A 26,950-nucleotide genomic window follows, 5' to 3' on the forward strand; every position below is an offset into this window, starting at 1 on the left:
ATTTTGAAATACACAATGTCCAATTTTTATCACAATTGCTAAATTTTCTAAACATATCAAAATACGCACCTGATTGGGGCGTCGTCGCACGCACCATCAAAGAGAGGGGTCTGAGTGCCTCGTTTTGATTTGTTGGACAAGGCCCTTCTTCCATGAGCGCTTCCTTCCCCATCCAGCCGCTGGCTGGTCTGCGTGTTCTCGACCTTTCGCGCGTGCTGGCCGGCCCGATGTGCGCCATGTCGCTGGCCGACCTGGGCGCCGACGTGACCAAGGTCGAGCATCCGAGCCGCGGCGACGACACGCGCGACTGGGGCGTGCGCGTGGGCAGCCGCAACACCTCGTACTTCAACAGCGCCAACCGCAACAAGCGCTCCATCAGCCTCGATCTACAGTCGCCCCAGGGCCAGGAAATCGCGCTGCAGCTGGCCGCCAAGGCCGACGTGGTGATACAGAACTTCAAGGTCGGCGGCGCCGAGAAGCTGGGCCTGGGCTACGAGCAGCTCAGCGCCATCAACCCGCGCCTGGTGTACTGCTCGATCTCCGGCTACTCGCGCTCGGGCGCCGAAGCCAGGCGCCCGGGCTACGACCTGGTGGTGCAGGGCGAAGCGGGTCTCATGGCCATGAACGGCGACGAAGGCCAGGGCCCGCTCAAGTTCGGCGTGGCGGCAGTGGACATGTTCACCGGCATGTACTCGGCCCAGGCGATTCTTGCCGCGCTGTACGAGCGCCACACCACGGGCCGTGGACGCCATGTGCAGATGGCGCTCTATGACTGCGGCCTGATGATCACCAGCTACTACGGCATGGAAGCCCTGCTCAAGGACGGCGACCCGCCGAAGTTCGGCAATGCCCATCCGTCGATCGTGCCCTACGGCGTGTTCGAAGCCGCCGACGGCCCGCTGGTGATCACCGTGGGCAACAACGGCCAGTTCCAGCGCTTTTGCAGCGAGATCGTCGGCCACCCCGAATGGGCGAGCGACGAGCGCTTCGCGACCAACACCGCGCGCTCGGCCCACCGCCATGTGCTGATGCCGCTGATCCACGCGGCGCTGCGCGAAAAGCCCCGGGCCCAGCTGCTGGCCCAGCTCACGGCGGCGCAGATTCCCTGCGGCGAAGTGCTGGGCCTGCTCGACGCATTGCAGTCGGAACGCACGCAGGACGCCGGCCTTTTGCACCGCTATGAAGACACCGAAGCCGGCAACCAGGCCGTGCTCGCCCCGCCCTACGCCATGGACGGCGAGCGCCTGCCGGTGCGCCTGCCGCCGCCGCATCTGGGCGAGCACACCGACGCCGTGTTGAGCGAGCAGCTGGGAATGGCGCCCGAAGCCATTGCCGCGCTGCGCGCGAGCCACATCATCTAAATACAATTTTTTTACCGGAGACAAGATATGTCCAAGCCACAAGCTTCCCTCAATCGCCGCCACCTGCTGACCGCAGGCGCCGCCAGCGCGCTGACCCTGGCCACCGGCACCAGCTTTGCCGCCGACCCGGCCTGGCCCAACAAGCTCGTGAAGATCGTCGTTGCCTTCCCGCCCGGCGGCCCCACCGACACGGCTGCGCGCATCGTTGCGCAAAAGCTCAGCGAACGCCTGGGCCAGACCATGATCGTCGAGAACCGCCCCGGCGCTTCGGGCTCGATAGGCACGGCAGCGTTCATCAAGTCGCCCGCCGACGGCTACAACCTGTCGATGTTCGGCATGCCCGCGCTGCTCGCGCCGCTGCTGTTCAACAACAACGCCTACGACGTGCGCAAGGATTTCATGCCCGTGGCCACGGTCTATGACCTGCCCATGGCCATCGTGATCAACCCGCGCGTGCTGCCCGACGTGACCAACCTGCAGCAGCTGATCGCCCACGCCAAGGCCGCGGAAACGCCGCTGAACTACACCAGCTCGGGCACGGGCAGCTTCGGCCATCTGTCGATGGAGCAGCTCAAGGACCTGGGCGGCTTCAACATGCAGCACATCCCCTACCGCGGCAGCGCCCCGGCCGTGACCGACCTGATCGGCGGCCAGATTCCCGTGATGTTCGCCGACGTCGTCGCCGCCCTGCCGCATATCCAGGCCGGCAAGCTGCGCGCCATCGCGGGCAGCTCGAACAAGGCCAAGCTGCTGCTGCCGGGCATCAAGTCGGTCGCCGAGCAAGGCTTTGCGGGCTTCGACGCCGACACCTGGGGCGGCCTGGTCGCGCCCCTGGGCACGCCGCGCCCCATCATCGACCGCCTGAACGCCGAACTCAAGGTGATCCTGGCCGACCCCGAACTGCAAAAGAAGCTGATCGGCGCCGGCGCCGTCGCCAGCTACCAGGACGCGGAAACCATGCGCAAGCGCCTGGCGGCCGACTACACGCGCTGGAGCAAGATCGCCAAGGACAAGAACATCTCGGCGCTGTAAAGCGATGCGCCCGGCGCTTGCCGGGCATGCAGATCAAAGCCCCGGCCAGCCCTGCTTGCCGGGGCTTTTTTGCGCCTGGCAGCCAGCAGGCGCTCAGAATCCGGGCAGGGATTGCGTCAGCGGTTGAATTGCCTTTTCATGCTCCAGCAGCCAGCGCTTGCGCTGCAGCCCGCCGCCATAGCCGGTCAGCGCGGCATTGCTGCCGATGACGCGGTGGCATGGCAGCACGATGCTCACGGGATTGGCGCCATTGGCCAGTCCCACGGCCCGGCTGGCCGAAGGCCGGCCCAGACGCGCGGCGAAGTCGCCGTAGCTGAGCACCTGGCCTGCGGGAATGCCGCGCAAGCCCTGCCACACCTGGCGCTGGAAATCGGTGCCGCCCAGGGCCACCGGGATCTGCTCTATGCCGGCCAGATCGCCTTCGAAATAGGCCTGCAGAATGCGCCGCGCCGGCGACGCCTGGGCGGCATCGCGCAGCGACACGGCGAGGCCTTTGTACTGGCGCCGCATCAACAGCTGCATGCGCGCCTCGTAGTCCTGCCAGTCGATGGCGCGCACCTTCTGCTGTTCATCGCTGACCAGCAGCAGCTGGCCTAGCGGTGTGGCGAATCTTTCGAGCTGAAAAATCAGTGCGGACATGATGGGATACGTGGGCATATCCGCACATCGTAGAGGATCGCTGCCCGTCAGTTCTGCGCGGTCTTCACAACCACATTGGGCATGTCGCGGCCGTGGTACTTGCGGTAGATCTGGTTGAGCTTGCCGCTTTCCAGATTGGCGCTGACCCAGCGGTCCACCCATTCCTTGAGCCGCGGCTCGCCCTTGTTCAGCGCAATGCCCAGCGGCGAATCAAGCTGCGAGAACTTGATCTCGAAGTTCTTCCCCGGCGCGCGCCGGTTGATCTCGTCCATGGTCGATGGCGTGGCCGAGAAGATGTTGACCTGCCCGGTCACGGCCGACGTGATCAGCGTGGCGTCGTCCTCGTAGCGCATGATCTCCGCGCCCTTGGCTTCCTTGGTCGTCAGCGTGTCGTTGGTGGTGGCGCGCGTCAGGCCTATGCGCTTGCCCGCGAGATCGGCGTAGCCCGCGATCTTCACGTCCCTGGGCGCGGCGGTGATGATGGTGATTGCCGCATAGGGCACGGAAAAGTCGACCACCTTGGCACGTTCTTCGGTGATCGACATCACGGAAATGGTCATGTCGGCGCGCCGCGCCTGCAGCGTGGAAATGCGCGCGGCCGTGGTGACCGGCACCACTTCGAGCTTCACGCCCAGGCCGCGCGCCAGTTCGCGCGCGGTCTCCACGTCCGAGCCCGTGGGCTCCATGGCAGCGTCGGTGAAGCTGAACAGCGGAATGCCTATCGCCACCGCCACCCGCAGCTTGCCGGATTTGCGAATGTCGTCAAGCTGGTCGGCCTGGGCCGCATGGGCGCTACAGGCCAGCAGCGCGGCGGCGAACGTGGTGCGCAACAGGGAGCGAGACAAGGTCATGGCGTTTTCTTTCAGGAAGTGAGGGAAAGGAAAAATCAGGCCGTCACAGGCCGTTGTCGAGAAAGGCACGCAGCTCGGGCGTGCGCGGCTGGTCCAGCATCTCGCCCGGGCCGGTCTCCCAGACCTTGCCGTGGTGCATGAAGATGATGCGATCGGCGACGCGGCGCGCAAACGCCATCTCGTGGGTCACCAGCAGCATGGTCATGCCGCCGGCCGCGAGGTCTTCCATCACGCGCAGCACTTCTCCGGTGAGCTGCGGATCCAGCGCCGAGGTGACCTCATCGAACAGCATCACCTTGGGCGCCATCGCCAGCGAGCGCGCAATGGCCACGCGCTGCTGCTGGCCGCCCGACAGCTGCTCGGGATAGGCCTGGGCCTTGGCGCGCAGGCCGACTTTTTCCAGCACCTGCAAGGCGCTGGCGCGCGCCTGCTCGCGGCTGTGGCGCTTCACATGGCGCAGCGCCAGCATGATGTTGGCCTCCACCGTGAGATGGGGAAACAGGTTGTAGCTCTGGAACACGATGCCCACTTCGCGGCGCAGCTGCCTGAGGTCCACGCCCGGGTCGTCGACGCGTAGGCCGGCAACTTCGATGCTGCCGCTGTCTATGGTCTCCAGGCGGTCCATGCAGCGCAGCGCGGTGCTCTTGCCCGAGCCGCTGGCGCCGATGATGGCAATCATCTCGCCCTTGTTGACTTCAAAGGACACCCCTTTGAGCACGGGGTTGGAACCAAAGGTCTTGTGGACCTCGCGCAGGCTAATGATTGGCGACATTGAGCTTTTTCTCCATGGCTTCGCTCCAGCGCGACAGCGGGTAACACAGGGCGAAATAGAAAGCACCGACCAGACTGAAGATCAGGAAGGGCTGGAAGATGGTGTTGTTGATGACCTGGCCGGCGCGCGTGAGCTCGACAAAGCCGATCACCGACGCCAGCGAAGTCATCTTGATGATCTGCACCAGAAAACCCACGGTGGGCGGCAGAGACAGGCGCAGGGCCTGGGGCACGATCACCAGCCGCAGCGTCTGCCAGCGCGTCAGCGCCAGGCACTCGGCGGCCTCCCATTGGGGCCTGGGCATGGCCTCGATGCAGCCGCGCCAGATATCGCCCAGATAGGCGCTCACGTAAAGCATCATCGCCAGGCCCGCGGCCACCAGCGCCGGCAGCGAATAGCCGTAGAGCGACAGGCCGTAGTACACGATGAACAGCAAAATGAGCAGCGGAATGCCCTGCACGCCCTCGATGTAGACCATGGCCGCAACGCGCAGCCAGCGCCGCGGCGAGACACGCGCCAGCATCACGCCAAAGCCACCGAGCGCGCCCAGGGCAAACGCCAGCAGCGACAGCAGCAGCGTCCAGCCCATGGACTTGAACAGATAGGCCAGATGCACGGCAGTGAAGTTGCCGAACAGTCCGGTTTCCAGCGGCGTCATGCTGTGCCTCCTACGGCGGCAGCCGGCACCGCGCGGCGGCCCGGGCGATGGGCCTGGCTCAGCACACGGCGGCGGCGAAAGACAAGCCGGCCGAGCAGCGCCGCAAGCCCCTTGATGCACAGCGACAGCGCGATGTACAACGCCGCGACGACAAGATAGGTCTCCAGCGAACGGAAGGTATCCGACTGCACGGTATTGGCCACAGCCGTCAGCTCCTGGGCCGAGATCTGCGAAGCCATGGCCGAGGCCTGCATCATCAGCAGGAACTGGCTGGTCAGCGCCGGGTAGACCTTCTCTATCGACGGCTGCAGCATCACATGCCAGCCTATGCGCCAGCGCGACAGCCCCAGGCATTCGGCGGCCTCGATCTGCCCGCGCGGCACCGACTCCAGGCCGGCGCGGATGATCTCGGCCGCATAGGCGGCGATGTTGATGACCATGGCCAGCACCGCCGCGGTGAATGTCGGCATGCGCAGGCCAAAGCTGGCCAGGCCGAAATAGAACAGAAAGATCTGCACCAGGAAAGGCGTGTTGCGCACGATCTCGATGTACACCGTGCAGGCCCAGGCCAGGGCGCGGTTGCGCCCGCGCTTGCCGAAGGCCACCAGCACCCCGACGGCGACACCGGCAACGACGGCCAGGGCCGTCATCTGCAGCGTGAGCCAGGCGCCGTGCAGAAACACGTCCCAGTAGCCCAGCAGGGGGCTGAAGTCGAGTGTGTAGCGGCTCATCACTGCAGGCTGATGTTGGCCGACTTCACCAGGCGGCTGTAGTTGGCGGCGTCCTTTTGCAGGAAGCTGCGGAAGGCTTCGGGCGAATCGCCCACCGGAATCAGCGCGGCCTCGGCCAGCTGCTGGCCCAGCGGGCCCTTGAGCGCCGTCTTCAGCGCCGCGTTGATGCGCTGAACAATGGCCGCGGGCGTGCCCGCGGGCGCGGCAATGCCGGTCCAGGTCACGACTTCGTAGTTCGGCAGGCCGGCCTCCTTCATGGTCGGCACATCGGGCAGCAGCGGCGAACGCTGGGCACTGGTGATGGCCAGCGCGCGCAGCTTGCCGCTCTTGGCATAGGGCAAGGCCGTGGGCGAGGTGTCGAACAGCATGTCGATCTGCCCGCCCATCAGGTCGGTGAGCGCCGGCGCCCCGCCCTTGTAGGGCACGTGCAGCAGGTCCACGCCGGTCTGCTGCTTGAACACCTCGGTGGCAAAGTGCTGGGCCGAGCCCACGCTGGCACTGCCGAAGGTCAGCTTGCCGGGGCTGGCCTTGGCCGCGTCTATCAGCGCGCGCACGCTGTGGATGGGCGAATTGCCCGAAACCACCAGCAGATTGGGCTGGTCGACAATGCGCATGATGGGCGTGAAGGCCGTCAGCGGATCGAACGGCGGATTCGCATACAGGAACTGGTTGGCCGCGAACACGCCCGCGCTGCCCACCAGCAGCGTATAGCCGTCGGGCGCGGACTTCGCGACCTGGCCCGCGCCAATGTTGCCCGAAGCGCCGGGCTTGTTTTCCACCAGGAAAGGCTGCTTGAGCTCGTCCTGCAGGCTCTTGCCTATCAGGCGGGCCACCAGATCCACGCTGCCGCCCGGCGGAAACGGCACGATCAGCTTCACCGGCTTGGAGGGGTAGTCCGCAGCGGCGGCTGCATAGGGCAGCGCCAGGGCCAGCAGAACAGCACAACAGAAATTACGACGCATCGCACACCTCCACAGAGCAAACAGGGGACGGAGAAATCACGGCCGCGACGGCCGCGGCCAGCGCCAGCAGCGCATGGTCCTGGCCGGCGCGGCCCACCAGCTGCAGGCCTATGGGGCGCGCATCGGCATCCTGGCCCGCGGGCAGCGAAATGCCGCACAGCGCGAGGAAATTGACCGGGCGGCTGAAGTGCACCGGCGCCACGTCGTGGTCCACGTCTTGCACGCGCGGCGCGGCCATGGCGGTGACGGGCATGGCGATGGCCGCAAGCTGCAGTCGGTCCATCTCCCGGGCAAACTGCTGCTGCCAGAGCAAGGCGCTGGCCTGGGCCTGCAGGTATTGCACGGCGCTGGTCGAGCGCGCGGCAATCAGGCGCGGGCGCACCGACGGGTCCATGGGCAGCGCCGGATCGTCGAGAAAAGCAGCGTTCACCGCCGCGCCCTCGGCAATCATGATGGCGTTGGTCGGGGCCCGGAACTCGGCCAGCGGCGCGGGAAAGCGAAACGCCACCAGCTCATGGCCCGCGGCCTGCAGTTGCGCCAGGCTGCTGGCCAGGCTTTGCGCCACGGCCGGCTCCAGGCCCGTCAGTTCGTCGGGCGGCAGCACGCCGATGCGCAGCCTGCCCTGGCCAGCGGCACCGACGCCGGCGCCGGCGCCCGCCAGCGCGCCGAAACACTGCTGCGCGTCGTCAACCGAACTGGCAAACAGTCCCAGGCTGTCGAGTGTCTTGCTGAGCGCATAGACACCGTCGCGCGGCAGCGCATCGATGGTCGGCTTGAAGCCCACCACGCCGCAGAACGCGGCCGGCACGCGCACCGAGCCGCCGGTGTCCGAGCCTATGGCCCAGGGCACGAGACGCGCGGCCACGGCCACGGCCGAGCCGCTGCTCGAGCCGCCGGGCACCAGCGTGTCGGCCGCATGGCCTGCGGGGTTGCGCGGTGTGTCCATGTGCGCGTTCGTGCCCCAGGCGCCAAGCGCGAACTGCACCATGTGGGTCTTGCCGATGATGATGGCGCCCAGCGCGTGCATGCGCTGGACAATGGCCGCATCCTGGGCGGCAACGTTGTCCGCCAGCAGCGGCGAGCCCGCGGTGGTCGGCTGGCCCTGGATGTCGATCAGGTCCTTGAGCGCCACTGGAATGCCGTGCAGCGCGCCGCGGTCATGGCCGGCGCGCAACTCTGCGTCCAGCCGCTCGGCAGCGGCCAGCGCCTGCGCCGCATACACGGCAATGAAACTCTTGAAGACGCCGTCGTGGGCGGCAATGCGCTCCAGGCAGTCGCGCACCAGTGCGGTGCTGGTGGTGCGCCCGTGGCGCAGATCCGCGCCCAACTGCGCAATGGAAGGAAATGCCGGCGGCAGGTTGTGGCCTCTCATGCCGTCACCTCGCCCAGCGTCAGCCGCGTGCCCAGCACCTGGGGATAGGTCTCGCCCGCGCGCAGCCGCGCCAGCGTGTGCTGCTCGGCCTGCTGCAGCGCCAAGGCCTTTTCCGCCAGCGCCCGGGCTTCCGACGGCGCCATGACCAGCAGGCCGTTCTCGTCTGCCAGGATCACATCGCCCGGCTGCACGCGCACGCCGCCGCAGTCCACAGGCAGGCAGAAGCTGCCCACCTGCCCGCCCGAGCGCGTGGTGCGCGCACTCAGACCACGAGCCCACACGGGCAATCCCAGTTCGCGCAGTTCGGCGATGTCGGTGACGCAGCCATCGACCACGATTCCGGCCGCGCCGCGCAGCTTTGCGGCCAGCACGCTTGCGCCTCCAATGCAGGCAATTGTCTGCTCGCCCGCACGGTCGACCACCAGGAAATCGTTGGCGCGCAGCTGGCCCAGAGCGTGGTGCAAGATGGAGCCGTCCGTGCCTTCGCAGCGCACGGTCACCGCCGTGCCCACGACCCGTGCCATCGTCGTGACGGCCTTCACGGCGCCGTCGACGAAGCCGCGGTCATGGAAGTGGCCTATGGTGGCGGGTTCGACCTGCTGGAGCAATTGCAGCAGGGGCGCGGCGCAGGGCGGCGGCAGCTTGCCAAGGTGTATGCCTGTCATCTCAGTTATCCTCGAAGTTGATGAACTGATGCTAGGCAAGCCGACCTGGCATGGATATTGATCAATTCTGCGGATCGCTAATACAGTTTTTTCATCATGCGGTTTACCCTCAATCAGTTGGAAGCCTTTGTCTGGACGGCACGCCTGGGCACGGTCCATGCGGCGGCCCGGCAGCTGCATATCACGCAGCCGGCGATATCGCATCGCATACGCGATCTGGAAGAAGAGCTTTCCACGCAGCTGTTCGAGCGCCAGAACCAGCGGCTGATCGTCACCGACCAGGGCCGCAACGTGCTGGTCTATGCCGAGCGCGTGATTGCCTCGGCGCAGGAAGTCGCGCGCCTGGACCTGACGCGCACCATCACCGGGCTGGTGCGCGTGGGCGTGGACGAATCCTGCGCCATCACCGGCATGCCGCTGATCCTCAAGGACATCAAGGACACCTATCCCAACCTGCGCGTGGATCTCACCGTGGGCGGGGGCTCGCAGCTGCTGCAGAAGATCAACAACCACGAACTCGACATCGCGCTGCACACCGGCCAGAGCAGCCAGCCCGATGTGACCAGCCAGTTCATAGGCCTCACGCGCCACCAGTGGGTGGCCGCGCCCGGACTGTTCCCCGCCGACGCCGACTTCCTGCCCGAGCAGGCAATGAACCACCGCATCGTCAGCAACGCGCCGCCGTCCACGCTGCACGACTCGGTCGCGCGCTGGCTGGTCACCGAGGGCTATGCGTTTGACGAATACAGCAGCTGCAATTCGCTGTCGCTGATGGTCTCGCTGGTGGTCTCGGGCCACGCCATTGCCATGCTGCCCGCGTCGATCACCCGCAAGCATGTGGAGGCCCAGACCCTGCAGGTGCTGCACGCCAAGCCCGAGGTGCCCGATGTGCCCTACTACTTCTCCTATCTGGTGCACCACCGCAGCGACACCACCACCCGGTTTCTGGAGATCGCGGAGCGCAATCTCAAGGAAATCGGGTTCTTCGTGAATCCCTAGGGCAGAGGCTTCATTACCTGCTCAAGCATGTCCCGCTCCGCCGCAAGAAAAGCAGGACCACCAGAATGGTGAACAATCTGTGCAAAGGGGCACAACGTGAACAAGACATTGATCGACGTAGAGGGCGCAACACAGGCGCTGAGGCATTTTGCAGACGAGCGGAACTGGCAGCAATTCCATTCGCCCAAGAACCTGGTCATGGCGCTCTCTGGCGAAGTCGGCGAGTTGACCGAGATCTTCCAGTGGATGACCGAAGCCGACTCGCACGGCGCGGCTGCCGCGCCGAAAACGGCCCAGGCGGTGCGCGACGAACTGGCCGATGTCGCTCTGTACCTCATCCGTCTGGCCGACGTCCTGGGAGTCGATCTCGACGCGGCCATTACCACCAAGCTGGCCACCAATGCCGCCAAGTACCCAGTTGAAGCCGCGCGCGGCGTGAGCACCAAATACGACCGGTTGCCCAAGTCATGATGCGCTGCTGCCTGCGACGGTGCGCATGGCTGCGCGGGAGAATCATGCGCCGCCCCCGCCTTTTGGCGCCTTCTGCAGACTGGCCTGGGTGACGCTGGCCCCGGGCGCGACATCGTCGGTGATCCACACATTGCCGCCTATGGTGGCGCCCCGCCCCAGCGTCACACGGCCCAGAATGGTGGCGCCCGCATAGATCACCACATCGTCCTCGACCACCGGATGGCGCGGCAGGCCCTTTTTCAGCTGGCCGTCGCTGTCAGTCGGAAAACGCTTGGCGCCCAATGTCACTGCCTGGTAGAGGCGCACATGCTGGCCGATGACCGCGGTCTCGCCAATCACGACGCCCGTGCCGTGGTCAATGAAGAAGCTTGCCCCTATGTCGGCGCCAGGGTGGATGTCTATGCCGGTTTGCGCATGCGCCAGCTCGGCAACGATGCGCGCCAGCAGCGGCAGCCCCAGTCCGTAGAGCGCATGCGCCAGCCGGTGGTGAATCATTGCCAGCACGCCCGGATAGCACAGCAGCACCTCGTCGACGCTGCGCGCCGCCGGATCGCCCTGGTAGGCGGCCAGCACATCGGAGTCAAGCAGGCGGCGCAGCGCGGGCAGCGCATTGGCAAACTGGCGCACGGCTTCGGTTGCCTGCTCTTCGATTTCCTGCGCTGGCAAGGCCGCATGCCTGGCATTGAAATTCAGCTCCAGCCGCGCCTGACCCAGCAGCTCCTGCAGCGCGGCATCCAGCGTGTGGCCCACATAGAAATCCTCGCTCTCATGGCGCAAATCGGTGGGGCCCAGCCGCATGGGAAACAGCGCGCCCTTGAGCCCTTCAACAATGCGTTCGAGCGCATCGCGCGATGGAAATTCACGCCCGCCCGGCTCACGCGAACGCTTTTGCAAGTCGCGCCATTCGTCGCGCACGCCGCGCAACGCGCGCACGATTTCGCCCACTTCGAAATTCGCCATTCGGCTTCTCCTGTTCTTGCTGTACTGAAGTCTGATGCGCCGCCGCCCCTTATCCCCGCCTCGGACGCGCGCGCCGATCGCGCCGCCATGCGAGCAACGCAGCAATGTAGGCGCCTGGACGCAAAGCACGAACCATTGAAAAGTGGGTTTCTAACAACTTTTTTATCTTAGTCGCCATGCGCAGACGAGAACGTGGCAAAGGCCTTGATCGACAGCCGACAGACAGCTGCGCAGGACTCGCGGCCCAAGGCATGCGGATCAAACACCTATCCAGTTTTCCCTGATCGTCCTATATGGCATCAGCCTGTTGCACACGGACTGGCATGCGGCCCGCTGCACAGAATAAAAACGCTGGATTCCAGCATTTGCGATCCAACAGGCTTGCGGCGTCCGTTTGCAATCCTGTCGTCCAACACGAACCAACCGAGTGAGGCGTATATGCGCAAACATATTTTTGTTTCTCTTTCCATGTTGTCGCTGCTGCAAGCCTGCGGCGGTGACGGTGACCCGGAACCCGCAGCCCCGGCGGCCAAGGGCCTCGCTCCCGGCGGCGCCGTGTCGGCCAAGTTCGTGGCCAACGAGAACGCGCGCACCATCCTGCTCGCCAAAGGCGAGCAGTCCATGGGGTCGGCAGTGCCTACGGAGCAGGCAGACAACGGGGCCATGGTCCGCATAGGCACCAGGGCCCTGACAGGCGCCCAACAGACCTTGGATATCGCCGGCGATGCGCATTTTGCGCTCGGACGCTGGGTGAAAGGCACTCTGACGCACGAGAAAGACTCCGTAACGCTGCAGGGCAAGGACTACGAGTCGTATCACTACATCGTCTACAACCGCCTCGCGGCCCTGCCCCTCGAAGGCCAGCTGCAGTGCAAGTCCGTTGCCGCGACCACGCCTACCGGTGCTTCAGACAGTCGCCAGAAAGTCGACTCGCCCAGCGGAGCCGCCAATGTCACGTTCGACGCCAACGGCGCCGCAATAGAGGGGACGATGCAGGTGCGCGCGGGCAGCCAGAGCGCCAGCGTGAGTCTGGCGACAAAAATCCAGAATCCGGCCTCCATGGGTGTCACCGGCCATATGTTTGCCAATGGCACCGGCGCGGTAGTCACGCTCGCGAACCAGGGCGACGCCGTCCCTGGCCTGATCGTGGGCTACCGGGCCCAGTTGCCTGGCGGCGACCTCTACCTCGGCGTGGCCCGCTTCGTCTGCTCCAGAAAATGAGTCAGCGCGCGCCTCGAAGCCGGCTCAGCCGGCCAGGCAGCCCGCGAGCTGCCGCGCAGCCTTGGCGCTGGCGCCCTTGCCGGTGATTGCCACGGCTGGCGCGTTCTCCAGCAGGCGCTCGAAGACCAGGCGCACTTCCTCGGCGCGGATGTCTTCGATCAGCGCCAGCGTCTGCGCCATGGGCATCACGCTGCCCTGGGTGAACAATTCCTCTACGGCCTGCTCCATCGTGGCGAAAGGCCGCTCCGCAGCGCGCACGCGGGACACGGTCAGCTGGTTCTTGGCCCGCTCCAGATGCACGGAATCTATGGCCGCGGCCTGCGCGCGCAGCAGCCGGCCCGTCGCGGTGAGCAGCGCGTCGAGCTTGTCCGGGGTCGTGACCGCATGCACGATGAAGTTGGCCCAGACATCCGCGCTTTCCAGCGTGGCATAGGTCGTATACGCCAGGCCCTGCTGTTCGCGCACGGTGTCGACCAGCGGCGACGACATGCCTTCGCCAAAGAGATAGGCCGCCAGCGAGGCCGCCAGACGCGCACGCTGCGCAGTCTCGTCCTGCTGCGTGGTCGGCGCCAGCGGATAGGCGATGTTCACGAACACCTGCGAAACCTGGGTGAAGCGCCGGGCCAGCGCCTGGCCCAGGTACGGCGCAGGCCGGGGCGGCGCCAGCACGCGCGCATCGGACGCCGCGGGCATTGCGGCAAACAGTTGCGCGGCCAGCGCCAGCCAGGCGTCTACGTCGAAGTTGCCGGCCGCAACCACCACGGCCTTTTGCGCGACATAGTGACTTTGCACATGGCGCACCAGATCCTGGCGCGTGAAGCCCTCGATGTTGGCCACCGTGCCTATCACGGGCATGCCCATGGGATCGTCCCCCCAGATGGCGCGATCAAGAAGATCGCTGGCACTGTCTTCCGGGTCCTCCGCGTACTCTATGGCTTCCTGGCGTATCACCTCCAGCTCGCGCTGCAATTCATGCTCGGGGAAGGTGCTGTTGAGCACGATGTCGGCGGTCATGCGCAGCAGCTGCGGCGCGTGCCGGCCCAGCCCGGTCATGAAATAGCCCGTCGTGTCCTTGCCCGTGAACGCATTCACCTCGGCGCCCAGGCGCTCCGCATCCAGGTTGATTGCCTGCACGTTGCGCGTGGCCGTGCCCTTGAACGCCATGTGCTCCAGCACATGGCTGATGCCGTTGCTCGCCGGCGTCTCGTCGCGCGAGCCCACGCGCAGGAACACGCCCACGCTGACGCTTTGCACATGGGGCATGGGAAGGGCCAGCAACCTGACCCCGTTGGGGAGGGTGTGCAGGATCATGGCGGATCGATCGGCCGCCACTGTAGCAACGCGCTTTTCTTGAGTCATAGGCTGGTTTCTTGCTGCTCCATCGGTTCCACAAAAAGCAATCCCCCGCAAAGCCAGGCCCTGCGGGGGTCGTTCTAGTCACTGCGAAGACGTGACTGGAGCAGTATCACTCCCACTCGATCGTCGCTGGCGGCTTGGTCGACACATCGTAGGTCACGCGGTTGATGCCGCGCACTTCGTTGATGATGCGCCCGGACACCTTCTTCAAGAGCGCGTAAGGCAGCTCGGCCCAGTCGGCGGTCATGAAGTCGCTGGTCTGCACGGCGCGCAGGGCCACGACGTAATCGTAGGTGCGGCCGTCGCCCATCACGCCCACGCTCTTCACCGGCAGGAACACGGTGAAGGCCTGGCTGGTCAGCTCGTACCAGTTCTTGCCCGTGGCGGCGTCGGTGAAGTTGTAGAGTTCCTCGATGAAGATCGCATCGGCACGGCGCAGCAGGTCGGCGTATTCCTTCTTCACTTCGCCCAGGATGCGCACGCCCAGGCCGGGTCCGGGGAACGGATGGCGGTAGACCATGTTGCGCGGCAGGCCCAGCGCCACGCCGAGTTCGCGGACTTCGTCCTTGAACAGGTCGCGCAGGGGTTCGAGCAGCTTGAGGCCCAGCTGTTCCGGCAGGCCGCCCACGTTGTGGTGGCTCTTGATGGTCACGGCTTTCTTGCTCTTGGCGCCGCCCGACTCGATCACGTCGGGGTAGATGGTGCCCTGGGCCAGGAAGGTCGCGCCCTTGCTGCCGGCGTTCGCGGCCTTGAGCTTGCTGGCTTCGGCCTTGAAGACATCGACAAACAGGCGGCCGATGATCTTGCGCTTTTGCTCGGGTTCGGACACGCCCGCGAGCTCACCCAGGAACAGGTCGGCGGCATCGACGCGCACCACCTTGGCGTGCAGCTTGCCCTCGAACATTTCCATGACGGCATCGCCTTCGTTCAGGCGCAGCAGGCCGTGGTCGACGAAGACGCAGGTCAGCTGGTCGCCGATGGCGCGGTGGATCAGCGCCGCGGCCACGGACGAATCGACGCCGCCCGACAGGCCCAGGATGACTTCCTCGTCGCCCACCTGCTCGCGGATCTTGGCGACGGCTTCCTCGATGTAGTCGCCCATGATCCAGTCCGGCGCGGCGCAGCAGATGTCGCGCACGAAGCGGTTGAGCATGGCCTGGCCCTGCACGGTGTGCGTGACCTCGGGGTGGAACTGCACGGCGTAGTAGCGGCGCGATTCGTCGGCCATGCCCGCGATGGGGCACGACGGCGTGGAGCACATGACCTTGAAGCCCTCGGGCAGCTGGGTCACCTTGTCGCCGTGGCTCATCCAGACCTTGAGCATGCCGTGGCCTTCGGCCGTGGTGAAGTCTTCGATGCCTTCGAGCAGATTGGTGTGGCCGTGGGCGCGCACTTCGGCGTAGCCGAATTCGCGGTTGTTCGAGCCTTCGACCTTGCCGCCCAGCTGGGTCGCCATGGTCTGCATGCCGTAGCAGATGCCCAGCACGGGAATGTCCAGCTCGAACACCGCATCAGGCGCGCGGTCGTCGACTTCGTAGACGCTGGCGTGGCTGCCCGAAAGAATCACCCCCTTGAGCTTGCCGTCGGCGGCGAACTCGCGCACCCAGTCGCTGCTCACATCGCAAGGATGGACTTCGCAGTAGACATGGGCTTCGCGCACGCGGCGGGCAATCAGCTGGGTGACTTGGGAGCCGAAGTCGAGGATGAGGATCTTGTCGTGTTGCATGGTCTGGAAAATGGCAAGGCCCGACCTGCCTGCTTGCGCAGCGGATCGGGCCGTTGGATGGCGATCAACCGATTTTAATCGGCGCGGTAGTTCGGCGCTTCTTTGGTGATTTGCACGTCATGGACGTGGCTTTCGCGGATGCCGGCCGTCGTGATCTCGACAAATTCAGCCTGGTTGTTCATCTGTTCGATGCTCGAGCAACCGCAGTAGCCCATGGCCGCGCGCACGCCGCCGGCCATCTGATAGACGATGGAGACCATCGAGCCCTTGTAGGGAACGCGGCCTTCGATGCCTTCGGGAACCAGCTTGTCGGCGTTCGGGTTGCCGGTCGACGATTCCTGGAAGTAGCGGTCGGCCGAGCCTTGCTGCATCGCGCCGATCGAGCCCATGCCGCGGTAGCTCTTGTACGAGCGGCCCTGGTACAGGATGACTTCGCCCGGAGCTTCCTCGGTGCCGGCGAACATGCCGCCCATCATGATGGTCGAGGCGCCAGCGGCCAGCGCCTTGGCGATGTCGCCCGAAAAACGCACGCCGCCGTCGGCGATCAGCGGCACGCCCGTGCCCAGCAGGGCCGTGGCCACGCTGTCGATGGCCATGATCTGGGGCACGCCCACACCGGCAACGATGCGCGTGGTGCAGATGGAGCCCGGGCCGATACCGACCTTGACCGCGTCGGCACCGGCTTCGACCAGTGCCAGCGCGGCCGCGCCGGTGGCGATGTTGCCGCCGACCACGTCGACCTGCGGGTAGTTCTGCTTGACCCAGCGCACGCGCTCGATCACGCCCTGGCTGTGGCCGTGGGCGGTGTCAACGATGATGGCGTCCACGCCGGCCTTGACCAGCAGTTCAACGCGCTCTTCGGTGCCTGCACCCACGCCCACGGCTGCGCCCACGCGCAGTCGGCCGGCGGCGTCGCGCGCGGCGTTGGGGAAGGTGGTCTGCTTGTTGATGTCCTTGACGGTGATCAGGCCCTTGAGCTCGAAATCATCGTTGACGACCAGAATGCGTTCGAGCTTGTGCTTGTTGAGCAGCGCCTTGGCTTCGGCGGGCGTGGTGCCGGCCTTTTCGTTGACGGTGATCAGCTTTTCGCGCGGCGTCATGATCTGGCTGACCTTGACGTCATAGCGCGTTTCAAAGCGCACATCGCGGCTGGTGACGATGCCGACGACCTTGCCGCCATCGCAGACCGGGAAACCCGAGATGCCGAGGTTTTCCGAAAGCTGCAGCACCTGCAGTACAGTGTGCTCAGGGGTGATGACCACGGGGTCGATCACGACGCCGGACTCATGGCGCTTGACCTTGTTCACTTCGGCGGCCTGTTCCTGGGCCGTCATGTTCTTGTGGATGATGCCGATACCGCCCTCTTGCGCAATGGCGATCGCCAGGCGCGCTTCCGTCACGGTGTCCATCGCGGCGGACACCAGGGGAATGTTCAGGGAAATATTGCGGGAAAAACGTGTCGCGAGAGACGTGTCCTTGGGGAGGACTTGGGAGTAAGCGGGTACCAGCAACACATCGTCGAAGGTCAGTGCTTTACCAAGAAGGCGCATGTGAAAGCTCCAAAAAAACGATTGTACCTGTGAGTGCAATTCTTACAGACGGCGCCTGGTTTTTTCCTGCGCGACCTTGGCAGGGTCGATGGGAAGTGCGAAGATTCCGCCGCTGGCCTGCTCCATTGCACCGGCCTTCCCACTTTGATCCTGCCGCCATGAACGTCTTCACGCTTGTCCTGCTCTGCGCGAGCAGCCTTTTTTCCGCCAATGCGCTGGCGCAATGGCAGTGGGTCGATGCACAGGGGCGCAAGGTGTTCAGCGACCTGCCGCCGCCCGTGGAAATACCGACCGAGCGCATCGTCAAGCGCCCAGGCGGCGCCAAATCCGCGCCGGCACCCGCCTCCCAGGCACCGGGCCCGGCCGCGGCCTCATCTTCGGCGCTGCCCGTGAGCCGCAGCTCCGGCGTGGACCCCGCATTGCAGGCCAAGAAAAACGCCGAGGAAGCCGAAAAGACCAGGCGCGAACAGGCCGAGGCCGATGCCCAGGAGAAGAAGCTGGCCCAGGCGCGCCAGGAAAACTGCACACGCGCCAAGGCCGCGCAGACGGCCCTGACCGATGGCCGGCTGATTGCGCACACCAACGCCAACGGCGAACGGGTGTTCATGGACGACGCCGCGCGCAGCGCCGAACGCCAGCGCGCGCAAAGCACCATAGCCAGCGACTGCGGCCCGGCGCCCAAGGCGGCCCAGCCAGGCGTTCAGTAACCGGCCTTGCCGCCTGGACGCTGGCGCGAAAACAGGCCCGCGCCGCGTGCGCCCTGGCGCGCGAAACGCTCGCGCCGCGCGACCTTGGGGTCGACCAGCAGCGAACGGTACAGTTCGACACGGTCGCCGTCGTGCAGCAACTGGCTGCGCTCGGCACGCCGCCCCCAGATACCGGCGGCGCAGGCGCTGTCCTGCAGCCCCACGGCGCGCAGCGCGTCCAGCACGCAGGCGCCAGGCGGCAGCTGCAGCGTCCACTCCTGCGCCTGGCCGGCCGCGGCAGAAAACACCACCTCCACGCTCAGTTGCGTCCCGGCGGCCAATGCTTCAGCCATAGACCTGTTCCGCGCGCTTGATGAAGGCATCGACCATCGAGCCCGCAATGCGGTCGAACACCGGCCCGACCAGCGCCGCCAGCGCGACATTGTCGAAGCCATAGCTCAGGCGCAGCTCCACCTTGCAGGCGCGCTGCGAGCCGTCGCCCACCGGATGAAAGAACCAGTCGCCTTCTAGATGCGAGAATGGACCTTTGACCAGTCGAATGGTCACGCGCCGGCCTTCTTCGTGGGTGTTGCGGGTCACGAAGGATTTCTTCAAGCCACCCAGCGCCATGCCCACTTCCGCCGTCATGCCCTGCGCGTCCTGTTCCAGGATGCGTGCATGGTCGCACCAGGGCAGGAAGTCGGCGTAATCGTCCACATCCGTCACCAAGGCATACATTTCTTCGGGGCTGTACCAGATGAGGACGGATTTGTTGACTGTTTTCATGGAAAAGGGGCCTGAATAGGGATGCTGCGAAGGCCATCGCAGCATTGCCGGCCGATGGAAACTAAAATCTCTGCAGCGAGACGACAAACAACATTGTAGGGAGAGCTTTTATCTCCTGAATTGCGCCGCACTTAATTCATACATGGCAAAACAAACTGATTCCCCGTCCCGCATTGCCGACAACAAAAAAGCGGCTTACAACTACTTCTTCGAGGAACGCCACGAGGCGGGCATGGTCCTGCACGGCTGGGAAGTCAAGGCCTTGCGCGAAGGCAAGGTCCAGCTGACCGACGGCTACGTGGTCATCAAGGATGGCGAGCTGTACCTGATCGGCTGCCAGATCAACCCGCTGCGCACCGCTTCCACGCATGTGAGCCCCGACGCCGCGCGCACCAAGAAGCTGCTGCTGCACAAGGAAGAGATCAAGCGCCTGATCGGCAAGGTCGAGCAAAAGGGCTATACGCTGGTGCCGCTGAACCTGCACTGGAAGAACGGCCTGGTCAAGGCCGAGATCGCGCTGGCCAAGGGCAAGGGCGAGCACGACAAGCGCGACACCATCAAGGACCGCGAAGGCAAGCGCGAAGTCGAGCGCGCAATGAAGGGGCGCAATCGCTGATTGCGCTTCAGGCCCGAACGGGCAAGGGGGCTCTCTGTGCCCATCATCCGTTCGCCCTGAGCGTGTCGAAGGGGTTTTAGGGCGCGCCGCAAAATGCGCTGCTAAAGCGCTTTCACCATGTGTTCACCCTTCGACAAGCTCAGGGCGAACGGAGAAAACCCGGTGCGGTGCTCCCAAGACATGAATCATGTTCCGACGCACCGCTCACTCTGGCCCGTCAGTCCGCCAGCCCCGCCAGCGGATGCGAATGCGCCGGCCAGGGGCTGGCGAAGAATGCCTGCCAGTCGGCCTGCTGCACGTCCTCGATGCGCGCGGGATTCCAGCGCGGCGCATGGTCCTTGTCGACGGCCAGCGCGCGAATGCCTTCGAGGGTTTCGCTGCGGCCTGGGCGCAGGTAGAAGCAGTGGCGCACCATGTCGCGCTCCATGCGCAGGTCGTCGGCCAGGCCCATGGCGCGCGCGCGGCGCACCTGTTCGAGCACCACATGCAGCATCAGCGGCGAGCGCTTGCGCAGCAGCGCGGCCGTGGCCTGGGCCCATTCGCTGCCGCCCTCCTCCAGCGCGGCGACGATGGCCGCGACCGTGGGCAGGGCGAAGTACTGGTCGATCTCGGCTTGGCGGTGCGCGAAATGCGTGGGCGCCGTGCCCAGTTGCGCATCGATCCACTGCTGCACCGCAGCGCCGTCGGCGAAATCACGCGTGGCCAGGGCCTCCCACAGTTCAGGCAGCTGCGCTGAGGGCACCAGGCCATCGGCCAGGCCCAGCGCGATCGCATCGCCCGCAGCAATGGTCTCTCCAGTGAGGCCCAGCCATTCACCCGCGCGGCCCGGGCAGCGGCTGAGGAAGTAGCCGCCACCGACATCCGGGAACAGGCCGATCGCCGTCTCGGGCATGGCCATCTTGGTGCGCTCGGTCACGATGCGCGCGCTCGCGCCCTGGCTGATGCCCATGCCGCCGCCCATGACGATGCCGTCCATGAAAGCGATGTAGGGCTTGGGGTAATGGTGGATCAGGTGGTTGAGCGCATATTCCTCGGTGAAGAAATCCTCGAGCTGCGGGTTGCCCGTGCTGCCGGCCTGGTGCAGGAAGCGGATATCGCCGCCCGCGCACAGCGCGCCAAACACGCCTTCCTTGTTGCTGCCGCGCAGCGCGACCGCCAGCACCTGCGGGTCGTCCTGCCACTGCAGCAGCGCGGCCATCAATTCACGCACCATCTCCAGCGACAGCGCATTGAGCGCGCGCGCACGGTTGAGCGTGATGCAGCCGATGCGGCCGCGCACTTCGGTCAGGACTGGCGCCGTTGTCTCCGTCATATTGTGTTCCTCTGGTCTACCTGTGATTCAGCGCAGCCACGCGGCCGCGCGCCAACCGTGAACCTTAACCGAGCCTCGCCGCCTGCCCGTGTCGCAGACGCAAAAAAAGCCGCACAAGGCGGCTTTTTTTGGCGAACGCAATGCAGGGCAGGCGTTCTTCAACGATCTCAGCGTCCAGCACGCTTGCGATCGCTTTCCTTCAAGAAGCGCTTGCGCACGCGCACGCTCTTGGGGGTGATTTCAACCAGCTCGTCGTCCTCGATGAATTCCACCGCGTATTCCAGCGACAGGTCGATCGGGGGCGTGATCTTGATCGCGTCTTCCTTGCCGGAGACACGGAAGTTGGTCAACTGCTTGGTACGCGTGGCGTTCACGACCAGATCGTTGTCACGGCTGTGGATGCCGATGATCATGCCTTCGTACACGGGATCGTTCGCCTTGACGAACATGCGGCCGCGGTCGTCGAGCTTGCCCAGGGCGTAGGTGAAGATTTCACCGTCGTCCATGGAGATCAGCACACCGTTCTTGCGGCCACCGATGTCACCCTTGTGGGGTTCGTAGCTGTCGAAGATGTTGGCGATCAGGCCCGAACCACGTGTCAGGTTCAGGAATTCGTTGGTGAAGCCGATCAGGCCACGCGCGGGAATGCGGTACTCGAGGCGAACACGGCCACGGCCGTCGGACTCCATGTTGACCAGCTCGCCCTTGCGCTCGCCCAGGGCTTGCATCACGCCGCCTTGGTGGGTTTCTTCGACGTCGGCGGTGACCAGCTCGATAGGCTCGTTCTTTTCACCGTTGATGTCGCGGAACACGACGCGGGGCTTGGACACAGCCAGCTCGTAGCCTTCGCGGCGCATTTCTTCCAGCAGAATGGTCAGGTGCAGTTCACCGCGGCCCGACACTTCGAAAATGCCGTCTTCGTCGGTTTCCTTGACGCGCAGGGCCACGTTCGAACGCAGTTCCTTTTGCAGGCGGTCCCAGATCTGGCGGCTGGTCACGAACTTGCCTTCACGACCCGCCAGCGGCGAGTTGTTCACGCAGAAGTTCATGGTCAAGGTCGGTTCATCGATCTTGAGCATGGGCATGGGCTGGGGATCGAGCGGATCGGTGATGGTCTCGCCGATGCCCAGGTTTTCGATACCGTTGACCAGCACGATTTCGCTGGGGCCGGCTTCGGTGACTTGCACGCGATCGATACCCTGGAACTTCTGGATCTGGTTGATACGACCCTTGTAGGCCTTGCCTTCGGGGCCGGCCATGATCATCACTTCCTGGCCTGCCTTGACGGTGCCCTGGGAGATGCGCGCCACACCGATACGGCCCACGAACGTGGAGTAGTCGAGTGCCGACACCTGCATCTGCAGGGGAGCCGCTGCGTCGCCCTGGATCGAAGGCACGTGGTTCAGAATGGTGTTGAACAGGGCCGACATGTCGGTGCCCCACTGTTCGCCGGGAGCGCCTTCTTCGGTCGACGACCAGCCGTTGATGCCCGAAGCGTAGACGACGGGAAAGTCCAGCTGTTCATCGGTGGCGCCGAGCTTGTCGAACAGGTCGAAAGCGGCGTTGACCACGTAGTCGGGACGCGCACCGGGCTTGTCCACCTTGTTGACCACGACGATGGGGCGCAGGCCCAGGGCCAGGGCCTTCTTCGTCACGAAACGCGTCTGGGGCATGGGGCCCTCTTGCGCGTCGATCAGCAGCACCACGCCGTCGACCATCGACAGCGCGCGCTCGACTTCACCGCCGAAGTCGGCGTGACCGGGCGTGTCGAGAATGTTGATGTGGGTGCCTTCCCAGCTGACGGCACAGTTCTTGGCCAGAATGGTAATGCCGCGCTCGCGCTCGATGGCATTGTTGTCCATGACGGTGTCGACCACCTTTTCATGCTCGGCAAAAGTGCCGGACTGGCGCAGAAGCTGATCGACCATGGTGGTTTTACCGTGGTCAACGTGCGCAATGATCGCGATGTTGCGGATTTGTGTACTCATAAAGTTTCCAAAATGCCGCGGTCTGTTGGGCGCGGCGTGCCTTCCAAAATTTGTTGAATTTCCAAGGGGCTCAGCAGGCGGTCGGGGATCAGCTCCCCGGCCAGCACATGGCCTACTCCCAATAAAGCGTGAGGCTCTGTTCCATAAACGGCCACTGCCGAGGCATCCGGCCAGTCGCCCCGTCGGCGCATGCCCGACAGAAAACGTCCGGCATCGTACTCGTTCAGCGTGACAGGCGTGTGTTCATGCAGCAACATTTGCGGTGGCTGCAGGTGCAACAGGCGCTGTTCCTCGTCCATGGCTTCGAGCGCTTCGAGCGTGACGCAGCCTTCAAGCCCCAATCCGCCCGTGTCGGTGCGGCGCAGGAACCTGAGGTGCGCACCACAGCCCAGCGCTTCGCCCACATCCTCACCCAGGGTGCGGATATAGGTGCCCTTGCTGCAGGTCACGACCAGCTTGACGGCCGCAAAGCCGTCAGCGTCTTCGCACAGACTCACGTCAAGCGCATGGATCGTGACCGCGCGCGCAGGGCGCTCGATCTCGATGCCTTCGCGGGCGTATTCGTAGAGCGCCTTGCCGTCCTTCTTGAGGGCACTGTGCATGGGCGGCACCTGCGAAATCGGCCCGGAAAACTGCCTGGCCACGGCCTGCAGTCGTTCGGGCGTGATCGCCGCGAGATCCACGGGCCGCTCGCACACGATCTCGCCTTCCGCGTCCGCGGTCGTCGTGGTCGTGCCCAGGCGGGCAATGGCAATATAGGTCTTGGCCGCTTCAAGCTGCAGCTGGCTGAACTTGGTGGCGGCACCAAAGCACAGCGGCAGAACGCCGCTGGCCAAGGGATCCAGGGTGCCGGTATGACCGGCTTTTTCCGCGCGCAACAACCACTTCACCTTCTGCAAAGCGTCATTGCTGGAAAACCCCAGCGGTTTGTCGAGCAGCAACACCCCATGCACAGGGCGCCGCTGCACCCGTGTGCGAGGCGCGTTCATGCTCAGTCTTCTTTCGCGCGCGAAGAAACCGCCTTGGCGATCAAGGCATTCATGTCCGAAGCGCGCTCCGTCGTACGGTCGTAGACGAAGTGCAGCGTGGGCACGGTGTGGATGTGCAGGCGCTTGAACAGGCCGCTGCGCAGAAAGCCCGCAGCCTGGTTCAGACCTTCGAGCGTCTGGTCGGGATCCCCCGTGAGGATGCTGAAGAACACCTTGGCGTGTGCATAGTCCGGAGTCACCTCCACCCCTTGCAGGGTCACCATGCCCACGCGCGGGTCCTTCAACTCCCGGGCGATCAGCTCCGACAGATCACGCTGGATCTGGTCGGAGACTTTGAAGCTGCGATTCGGCGCAGCGCGTTTCTTGGCAGCCATGGATTACAGCGTCCGTGCGATTTCCTTGATCTCAAAGACTTCCAGCACGTCACCTTCCTTGATGTCGTTGTAGTTCTTGAGCTTGATACCGCACTCGAAGCCTTCCTTGACTTCCTTGACGTCGTCCTTGAGACGCTTGATCGATTCGATCTCGCCGGTGTAGATCACCACGTTTTCGCGCAGCAGGCGGAAGCGAGCATTGCGGGTGACCTGGCCGGAGGTGATGTACGAACCGGCAATCGTGCCAATCTTCGTCGCCACGAACACGGTGCGGATCTCGGCCATACCGATGATCTCTTCGCGCTGCTCGGGAGCCAGCATGCCGGACATTGCCGCCTTGAGTTCGTCCACAGCGTCATAAATGATGTTGTAGTAACGGATCTCGACGTCGTTGTTCTCGGCGGCCTTGCGTGCATTCGCATCGGCGCGCACGTTGAAGCCGATGACGATGGCCTTGGAGGCAATCGCCAGGTTGATGTCGGACTCGCTGATGCCGCCCACGCCGGCATACACCAGCTGCACGCGCACTTCTTCGGTCGACAGCTTGAGCAGCGACTGGCCCAGGGCTTCTTGCGAACCCTGCACGTCGGCCTTGATGATGATGGGCAGGGTCTGCAGATCGCCCGCCGTCATTTCGGCAAACATGTTTTCCAGCTTGGCGGCTTGTTGCTTGGCCAGCTTGGTGTGGCGGAACTTGCCGGCACGGTAGGTGGCGATTTCACGGGCACGACGTTCGTCGGTCAGCACCATGAATTCGTCGCCGGCCGCGGGCACATCCGACAGACCCTGGATTTCGACCGGAATCGAAGGACCAGCGGTCTTGGTGGCCTTGCCGTTTTCGTCGACCATGGCGCGCACGCGGCCATAGGTCTGGCCGGCCAGCACCACGTCACCCACCTTGAGGGTACCGGACTGTATCAGCACCGTCGCGACAGGACCGCGGCCCTTGTCGAGCTGGGCTTCGATGACCAGGCCCTTGGCGGCGGCGTCGACCGGAGCGCGCAGCTCCAGCACTTCGGCCTGCAACAGCACCTGTTCGAGCAGTTCGTCTATGCCCATGCCGGTCTTGGAAGACACTGGCACGAAAGGCGACTCGCCGCCGTACTCTTCAGGCACGACTTCCTGCACCACCAGCTCTTGCTTGACGCGCTCGAAGTTGGCATCGGGCTTGTCGGCCTTGGTGATGGCCACGACGATGGGAACACCAGCCGCCTTGGCGTGCTTGATGGCTTCCTTGGTCTGGGGCATCACGCCGTCATCGGCTGCAACCACCAGAATCACGATGTCGGTTGCCTGGGCACCGCGGGCACGCATGGCCGTGAAGGCCTCGTGACCCGGGGTGTCGAGGAACGACACCATGCCGCGTTCGGTCTTCACATGGTAGGCACCGATGTGCTGGGTAATGCCGCCGGCTTCGCCGCCAGCCACCTTGGAGCGACGGATGTAGTCGAGCAGCGAGGTCTTGCCGTGATCGACGTGACCCATCACCGTCACCACAGGAGCGCGCGGCAGGGCTTCGGCTTCCTGTTGCGAGGTTTCCTCGAACGTGAAGGCTTCGGGATCGTCCAGGGCCGCGACCTTGGCGGTGTGGCCCATTTCTTCGACCACGATCATCGCGGTGTCCTGGTCCAGAGGCTGATTGATGGTGACCATCTGGCCCATCTTCATCAGGATCTTGATCAGTTCGGACGCCTTGACCGACATCTTGTGCGCGAGTTCGGAAACCGTGATGGTTTCAGGCACGTGCACTTCGATCGCCCGGAACTCCGCCTGCGCTTGCTGGTGGTGATCGTTGCGATCGTTGCCGCCGCCACGACGGCTGCCGCCGCGCGGACCGCCGCGCCAGTTGCTGCCGCCACCGCCGCTGCGGCTGGGGCCGCTGTCGCCGCGGGTCTTGATTTCCTTCTTCTTGCCGTCGCCAGCCCAGCTGGAAGACAGCTTGGCGGACTTGACTTCCTTGCCGGCGCCGGCCGCAGGCGCGGCTGGGCCGCCCGTGCGGGCCGTGGTCGAACCCGTGGCAGGCTTGTGCAGCGTACCCTTCTTGGCGTCGCCCGCGGGCTTGGCCACGACGGCCGGCTTGACCGGCTCTTCGGGCTTCTTCGCGACGAGCACGCGCTTGGGCGCTGCCATCATGGCGCGAATCGCTTCGGCTTCGGCCTGGGCCTTGCGGCGGCGTTCGTCGAGGTCCTTCGCCCGGGCTGCTTCTTCAGCAGCGCGCGAGCGCGACTCTTCCTCGGCCTTTTCGCGTGCAGCGGTCTGGGCTGCATTGCGGGCAGCCGTTTCGGCCTTGTATTCGCGCGAGGCCTCGGCCTTCTGCGCAGTCGCCTGGGCAATCTTTGCGGCTTCCTGAGCAGCGTAGGCTACGGCCCGCTCCTCGGCTTCACGCTCCCGGCGTTCGCGCTCTTCGCGCTCACGGCGTTTTTCCACCAGTTCTTCCTCCTGCTGGCTGATCAGCTCCACCTGATGGCGAGCTGCCTCTTCCCGCCGCACCAATTCATCGGATTCGCGTTCAGTGCCGGCCTGCTCTTCGCTGACCTGTGCTTCGCCTTCGGAACCGGCTTCGCCGCTTTCGTCACGCTTGATGAAGGTGCGCTTCTTACGCACTTCCACTTGAATGGTGCGGGCCCGGCCAGTGGCATCAGCCTGCTTGATTTCGCTCGTCGACTTTTTCGTCAATGTGATTTTCTTGCGGTCAGCTCCGCCTGTGCCATGACTGGCTTGCAGGTGCGAGAGCAATTTCTGTTTATCGGACTCGGTCAACGCATCGGAAGCCGAGGCCTTGGCAACACCAGCAAAGCTCAGTTGTTGCAACAAGGTTTCGGGTGTTTTTTTGAGTTCAGCAGCAAACTCAGCAACAGTGTTACTCGACATAT

Annotated in this window: 26 protein-coding genes; 7 read left to right on the forward strand and 19 right to left on the reverse strand. The window is 64.7% G+C overall.

Annotated elements, in window-relative coordinates; all coding sequences use genetic code 11:
• The first annotated feature begins 152 nt into the window (after window positions 1-152).
• Both ACSVDO_RS13530 and ACSVDO_RS13535 read left to right on the forward strand, forming a co-directional pair.
• Window positions 153-1,361 carry a CaiB/BaiF CoA transferase family protein gene (locus ACSVDO_RS13530; RefSeq protein ID WP_489592740.1) on the forward strand — a complete coding sequence of 403 codons (1,209 nt, stop codon included), beginning with the start codon at window positions 153-155 and terminating at the stop codon, window positions 1,359-1,361.
• 27 nt (window positions 1,362-1,388) lie between these two features.
• Window positions 1,389-2,393 (forward strand): Bug family tripartite tricarboxylate transporter substrate binding protein, encoded by a 1,005-nt coding sequence (locus ACSVDO_RS13535; RefSeq protein WP_489592741.1) that lies wholly within the window; start codon window positions 1,389-1,391, stop codon window positions 2,391-2,393.
• 93 nt (window positions 2,394-2,486) lie between these two features.
• On the opposite strand, the gene ogt is transcribed toward ACSVDO_RS13535, so the two are convergent.
• Genes ogt through ACSVDO_RS13575 form a run of 8 tightly spaced genes read right to left on the reverse strand, consistent with a single transcriptional unit; the run spans window position 2,487 to window position 9,043 of the window.
• Window positions 2,487-3,032 (reverse strand): methylated-DNA--[protein]-cysteine S-methyltransferase, encoded by a 546-nt coding sequence (gene ogt / locus ACSVDO_RS13540; RefSeq protein ID WP_489592743.1) that lies wholly within the window; start codon window positions 3,030-3,032, stop codon window positions 2,487-2,489.
• A 47-nt stretch (window positions 3,033-3,079) separates the two neighbouring features.
• Entirely contained in the window at window positions 3,080-3,883 is an 804-nt protein-coding gene (locus tag ACSVDO_RS13545) for a transporter substrate-binding domain-containing protein (RefSeq protein WP_489592745.1), read from the reverse strand.
• Between the two features lie 43 nt (window positions 3,884-3,926).
• Window positions 3,927-4,655, reverse strand: coding sequence for an amino acid ABC transporter ATP-binding protein (locus ACSVDO_RS13550; RefSeq protein WP_489592747.1), 729 nt, complete (start codon window positions 4,653-4,655; stop codon window positions 3,927-3,929).
• The gene (locus ACSVDO_RS13555) at window positions 4,639-5,313 is read right to left on the reverse strand and encodes an amino acid ABC transporter permease (protein ID WP_489592749.1); all 675 of its coding nucleotides are present in this window, start codon (window positions 5,311-5,313) and stop codon (window positions 4,639-4,641) included. The genes ACSVDO_RS13550 and ACSVDO_RS13555 overlap by 17 nt, the downstream gene beginning before the upstream one ends.
• Window positions 5,310-6,044 carry an amino acid ABC transporter permease gene (locus ACSVDO_RS13560; RefSeq protein WP_332548255.1) on the reverse strand — a complete coding sequence of 245 codons (735 nt, stop codon included), beginning with the start codon at window positions 6,042-6,044 and terminating at the stop codon, window positions 5,310-5,312. The genes ACSVDO_RS13555 and ACSVDO_RS13560 overlap by 4 nt, the downstream gene beginning before the upstream one ends.
• The gene (locus ACSVDO_RS13565; RefSeq protein ID WP_489592751.1) at window positions 6,044-7,006 is read right to left on the reverse strand and encodes a Bug family tripartite tricarboxylate transporter substrate binding protein; all 963 of its coding nucleotides are present in this window, start codon (window positions 7,004-7,006) and stop codon (window positions 6,044-6,046) included. Before ACSVDO_RS13565 ends, ACSVDO_RS13560 begins: the two co-directional genes overlap by 1 nt.
• On the reverse strand, window positions 6,996-8,378 hold the full coding sequence (locus tag ACSVDO_RS13570) for an amidase (protein WP_489592752.1): 1,383 nt from the start codon (window positions 8,376-8,378) through the stop codon (window positions 6,996-6,998). The genes ACSVDO_RS13565 and ACSVDO_RS13570 overlap by 11 nt, the downstream gene beginning before the upstream one ends.
• Complete coding sequence (locus ACSVDO_RS13575; protein WP_489592753.1) at window positions 8,375-9,043, reverse strand: RraA family protein; 669 nt, start codon at window positions 9,041-9,043, stop codon at window positions 8,375-8,377. Before ACSVDO_RS13575 ends, ACSVDO_RS13570 begins: the two co-directional genes overlap by 4 nt.
• A gap of 96 nt (window positions 9,044-9,139) precedes the next feature.
• Between ACSVDO_RS13575 and ACSVDO_RS13580 the strand changes: the two genes are divergently transcribed.
• Entirely contained in the window at window positions 9,140-10,042 is a 903-nt protein-coding gene (locus ACSVDO_RS13580; RefSeq protein ID WP_332539365.1) for a LysR family transcriptional regulator, read from the forward strand.
• A 96-nt stretch (window positions 10,043-10,138) separates the two neighbouring features.
• Entirely contained in the window at window positions 10,139-10,513 is a 375-nt protein-coding gene (locus tag ACSVDO_RS13585) for a nucleotide pyrophosphohydrolase (RefSeq protein WP_489592756.1), read from the forward strand.
• 42 nt (window positions 10,514-10,555) lie between these two features.
• On the opposite strand, the gene epsC is transcribed toward ACSVDO_RS13585, so the two are convergent.
• Window positions 10,556-11,473: a serine O-acetyltransferase EpsC gene (gene epsC / locus ACSVDO_RS13590; RefSeq protein ID WP_489592758.1), complete on the reverse strand. Its 918-nt coding sequence runs from the start codon at window positions 11,471-11,473 to the stop codon at window positions 10,556-10,558.
• A 438-nt stretch (window positions 11,474-11,911) separates the two neighbouring features.
• Between epsC and ACSVDO_RS13595 the strand changes: the two genes are divergently transcribed.
• On the forward strand, window positions 11,912-12,694 hold the full coding sequence (locus ACSVDO_RS13595; RefSeq protein ID WP_489592760.1) for a hypothetical protein: 783 nt from the start codon (window positions 11,912-11,914) through the stop codon (window positions 12,692-12,694).
• A 24-nt stretch (window positions 12,695-12,718) separates the two neighbouring features.
• Here the strand turns inward: ACSVDO_RS13595 and ACSVDO_RS13600 are convergent, their stop codons facing one another.
• The 3 genes from ACSVDO_RS13600 to guaB form a co-directional block, all read right to left on the reverse strand.
• Window positions 12,719-14,005 carry a M16 family metallopeptidase gene (locus ACSVDO_RS13600; RefSeq protein ID WP_489592762.1) on the reverse strand — a complete coding sequence of 429 codons (1,287 nt, stop codon included), beginning with the start codon at window positions 14,003-14,005 and terminating at the stop codon, window positions 12,719-12,721.
• Between the two features lie 154 nt (window positions 14,006-14,159).
• Complete coding sequence (guaA, locus tag ACSVDO_RS13605) at window positions 14,160-15,776, reverse strand: glutamine-hydrolyzing GMP synthase (protein WP_332548017.1); 1,617 nt, start codon at window positions 15,774-15,776, stop codon at window positions 14,160-14,162.
• Window positions 15,777-15,850: 74 nt separating this feature from the next.
• Window positions 15,851-17,326 (reverse strand): IMP dehydrogenase, encoded by a 1,476-nt coding sequence (gene guaB / locus ACSVDO_RS13610; RefSeq protein ID WP_261498487.1) that lies wholly within the window; start codon window positions 17,324-17,326, stop codon window positions 15,851-15,853.
• Between the two features lie 158 nt (window positions 17,327-17,484).
• Between guaB and ACSVDO_RS13615 the strand changes: the two genes are divergently transcribed.
• Window positions 17,485-18,033: a DUF4124 domain-containing protein gene (locus ACSVDO_RS13615; RefSeq protein ID WP_489592765.1), complete on the forward strand. Its 549-nt coding sequence runs from the start codon at window positions 17,485-17,487 to the stop codon at window positions 18,031-18,033.
• Here ACSVDO_RS13615 and ACSVDO_RS13620 read toward each other — a convergent pair.
• The gene (locus ACSVDO_RS13620) at window positions 18,027-18,365 is read right to left on the reverse strand and encodes an RnfH family protein (protein ID WP_332538169.1); all 339 of its coding nucleotides are present in this window, start codon (window positions 18,363-18,365) and stop codon (window positions 18,027-18,029) included. The genes ACSVDO_RS13615 and ACSVDO_RS13620 overlap by 7 nt on opposite strands.
• On the reverse strand, window positions 18,358-18,798 hold the full coding sequence (locus ACSVDO_RS13625; RefSeq protein ID WP_489592767.1) for a type II toxin-antitoxin system RatA family toxin: 441 nt from the start codon (window positions 18,796-18,798) through the stop codon (window positions 18,358-18,360). The genes ACSVDO_RS13620 and ACSVDO_RS13625 overlap by 8 nt, the downstream gene beginning before the upstream one ends.
• A gap of 142 nt (window positions 18,799-18,940) precedes the next feature.
• Between ACSVDO_RS13625 and smpB the strand changes: the two genes are divergently transcribed.
• Window positions 18,941-19,414: an SsrA-binding protein SmpB gene (smpB, locus tag ACSVDO_RS13630; RefSeq protein ID WP_213304108.1), complete on the forward strand. Its 474-nt coding sequence runs from the start codon at window positions 18,941-18,943 to the stop codon at window positions 19,412-19,414.
• A 217-nt stretch (window positions 19,415-19,631) separates the two neighbouring features.
• Here smpB and ACSVDO_RS13635 read toward each other — a convergent pair whose 3' ends face one another.
• The 5 genes from ACSVDO_RS13635 to infB all read right to left on the reverse strand — a co-directional run bounded on the left by ACSVDO_RS13635 (window position 19,632) and on the right by infB (window position 26,948).
• Window positions 19,632-20,726, reverse strand: a complete 1,095-nt coding sequence (locus ACSVDO_RS13635) for an enoyl-CoA hydratase/isomerase family protein (protein WP_489592769.1) — start codon at window positions 20,724-20,726, stop codon at window positions 19,632-19,634.
• Between the two features lie 167 nt (window positions 20,727-20,893).
• On the reverse strand, window positions 20,894-22,714 hold the full coding sequence (gene typA, locus ACSVDO_RS13640; protein WP_332548021.1) for a translational GTPase TypA: 1,821 nt from the start codon (window positions 22,712-22,714) through the stop codon (window positions 20,894-20,896).
• Complete coding sequence (gene truB / locus ACSVDO_RS13645; RefSeq protein WP_489592772.1) at window positions 22,711-23,703, reverse strand: tRNA pseudouridine(55) synthase TruB; 993 nt, start codon at window positions 23,701-23,703, stop codon at window positions 22,711-22,713. The genes typA and truB overlap by 4 nt, the downstream gene beginning before the upstream one ends.
• Before the next feature lie 2 nt (window positions 23,704-23,705).
• Window positions 23,706-24,077, reverse strand: coding sequence for a 30S ribosome-binding factor RbfA (gene rbfA / locus ACSVDO_RS13650; RefSeq protein WP_332538175.1), 372 nt, complete (start codon window positions 24,075-24,077; stop codon window positions 23,706-23,708).
• 3 nt (window positions 24,078-24,080) lie between these two features.
• Window positions 24,081-26,948: a translation initiation factor IF-2 gene (gene infB / locus ACSVDO_RS13655; RefSeq protein WP_332538176.1), complete on the reverse strand. Its 2,868-nt coding sequence runs from the start codon at window positions 26,946-26,948 to the stop codon at window positions 24,081-24,083.
• Window positions 26,949-26,950: the final 2 nt, after the last annotated feature.

It is taken from the genome of Comamonas sp. DB36, from assembly GCF_057914905.1.

Coding starts and splice junctions, on each gene's coding strand:
- ogt (WP_489592743.1), bottom strand. CDS start 3,032: ATGTCCGCACTGATTTTTCAGCTCGAAAGATTCGCCACACCGCTAGGC.
- guaA (WP_332548017.1), bottom strand. CDS start 15,776: ATGCAACACGACAAGATCCTCATCCTCGACTTCGGCTCCCAAGTCACC.
- ACSVDO_RS13550 (WP_489592747.1), bottom strand. CDS start 4,655: ATGTCGCCAATCATTAGCCTGCGCGAGGTCCACAAGACCTTTGGTTCC.
- ACSVDO_RS13570 (WP_489592752.1), bottom strand. CDS start 8,378: ATGAGAGGCCACAACCTGCCGCCGGCATTTCCTTCCATTGCGCAGTTG.
- ACSVDO_RS13600 (WP_489592762.1), bottom strand. CDS start 14,005: ATGATCCTGCACACCCTCCCCAACGGGGTCAGGTTGCTGGCCCTTCCC.
- epsC (WP_489592758.1), bottom strand. CDS start 11,473: ATGGCGAATTTCGAAGTGGGCGAAATCGTGCGCGCGTTGCGCGGCGTG.
- infB (WP_332538176.1), bottom strand. CDS start 26,948: ATGTCGAGTAACACTGTTGCTGAGTTTGCTGCTGAACTCAAAAAAACA.
- ACSVDO_RS13565 (WP_489592751.1), bottom strand. CDS start 7,006: ATGCGTCGTAATTTCTGTTGTGCTGTTCTGCTGGCCCTGGCGCTGCCC.
- ACSVDO_RS13625 (WP_489592767.1), bottom strand. CDS start 18,798: ATGAAAACAGTCAACAAATCCGTCCTCATCTGGTACAGCCCCGAAGAA.
- ACSVDO_RS13615 (WP_489592765.1), top strand. CDS start 17,485: ATGAACGTCTTCACGCTTGTCCTGCTCTGCGCGAGCAGCCTTTTTTCC.
- ACSVDO_RS13530 (WP_489592740.1), top strand. CDS start 153: ATGAGCGCTTCCTTCCCCATCCAGCCGCTGGCTGGTCTGCGTGTTCTC.
- ACSVDO_RS13620 (WP_332538169.1), bottom strand. CDS start 18,365: ATGGCTGAAGCATTGGCCGCCGGGACGCAACTGAGCGTGGAGGTGGTG.
- ACSVDO_RS13595 (WP_489592760.1), top strand. CDS start 11,912: ATGCGCAAACATATTTTTGTTTCTCTTTCCATGTTGTCGCTGCTGCAA.
- ACSVDO_RS13635 (WP_489592769.1), bottom strand. CDS start 20,726: ATGACGGAGACAACGGCGCCAGTCCTGACCGAAGTGCGCGGCCGCATC.
- ACSVDO_RS13555 (WP_489592749.1), bottom strand. CDS start 5,313: ATGACGCCGCTGGAAACCGGACTGTTCGGCAACTTCACTGCCGTGCAT.
- ACSVDO_RS13535 (WP_489592741.1), top strand. CDS start 1,389: ATGTCCAAGCCACAAGCTTCCCTCAATCGCCGCCACCTGCTGACCGCA.
- ACSVDO_RS13560 (WP_332548255.1), bottom strand. CDS start 6,044: ATGAGCCGCTACACACTCGACTTCAGCCCCCTGCTGGGCTACTGGGAC.
- rbfA (WP_332538175.1), bottom strand. CDS start 24,077: ATGGCTGCCAAGAAACGCGCTGCGCCGAATCGCAGCTTCAAAGTCTCC.
- truB (WP_489592772.1), bottom strand. CDS start 23,703: ATGAACGCGCCTCGCACACGGGTGCAGCGGCGCCCTGTGCATGGGGTG.
- smpB (WP_213304108.1), top strand. CDS start 18,941: ATGGCAAAACAAACTGATTCCCCGTCCCGCATTGCCGACAACAAAAAA.
- guaB (WP_261498487.1), bottom strand. CDS start 17,326: ATGCGCCTTCTTGGTAAAGCACTGACCTTCGACGATGTGTTGCTGGTA.
- typA (WP_332548021.1), bottom strand. CDS start 22,714: ATGAGTACACAAATCCGCAACATCGCGATCATTGCGCACGTTGACCAC.
- ACSVDO_RS13545 (WP_489592745.1), bottom strand. CDS start 3,883: ATGACCTTGTCTCGCTCCCTGTTGCGCACCACGTTCGCCGCCGCGCTG.
- ACSVDO_RS13580 (WP_332539365.1), top strand. CDS start 9,140: ATGCGGTTTACCCTCAATCAGTTGGAAGCCTTTGTCTGGACGGCACGC.
- ACSVDO_RS13575 (WP_489592753.1), bottom strand. CDS start 9,043: ATGACAGGCATACACCTTGGCAAGCTGCCGCCGCCCTGCGCCGCGCCC.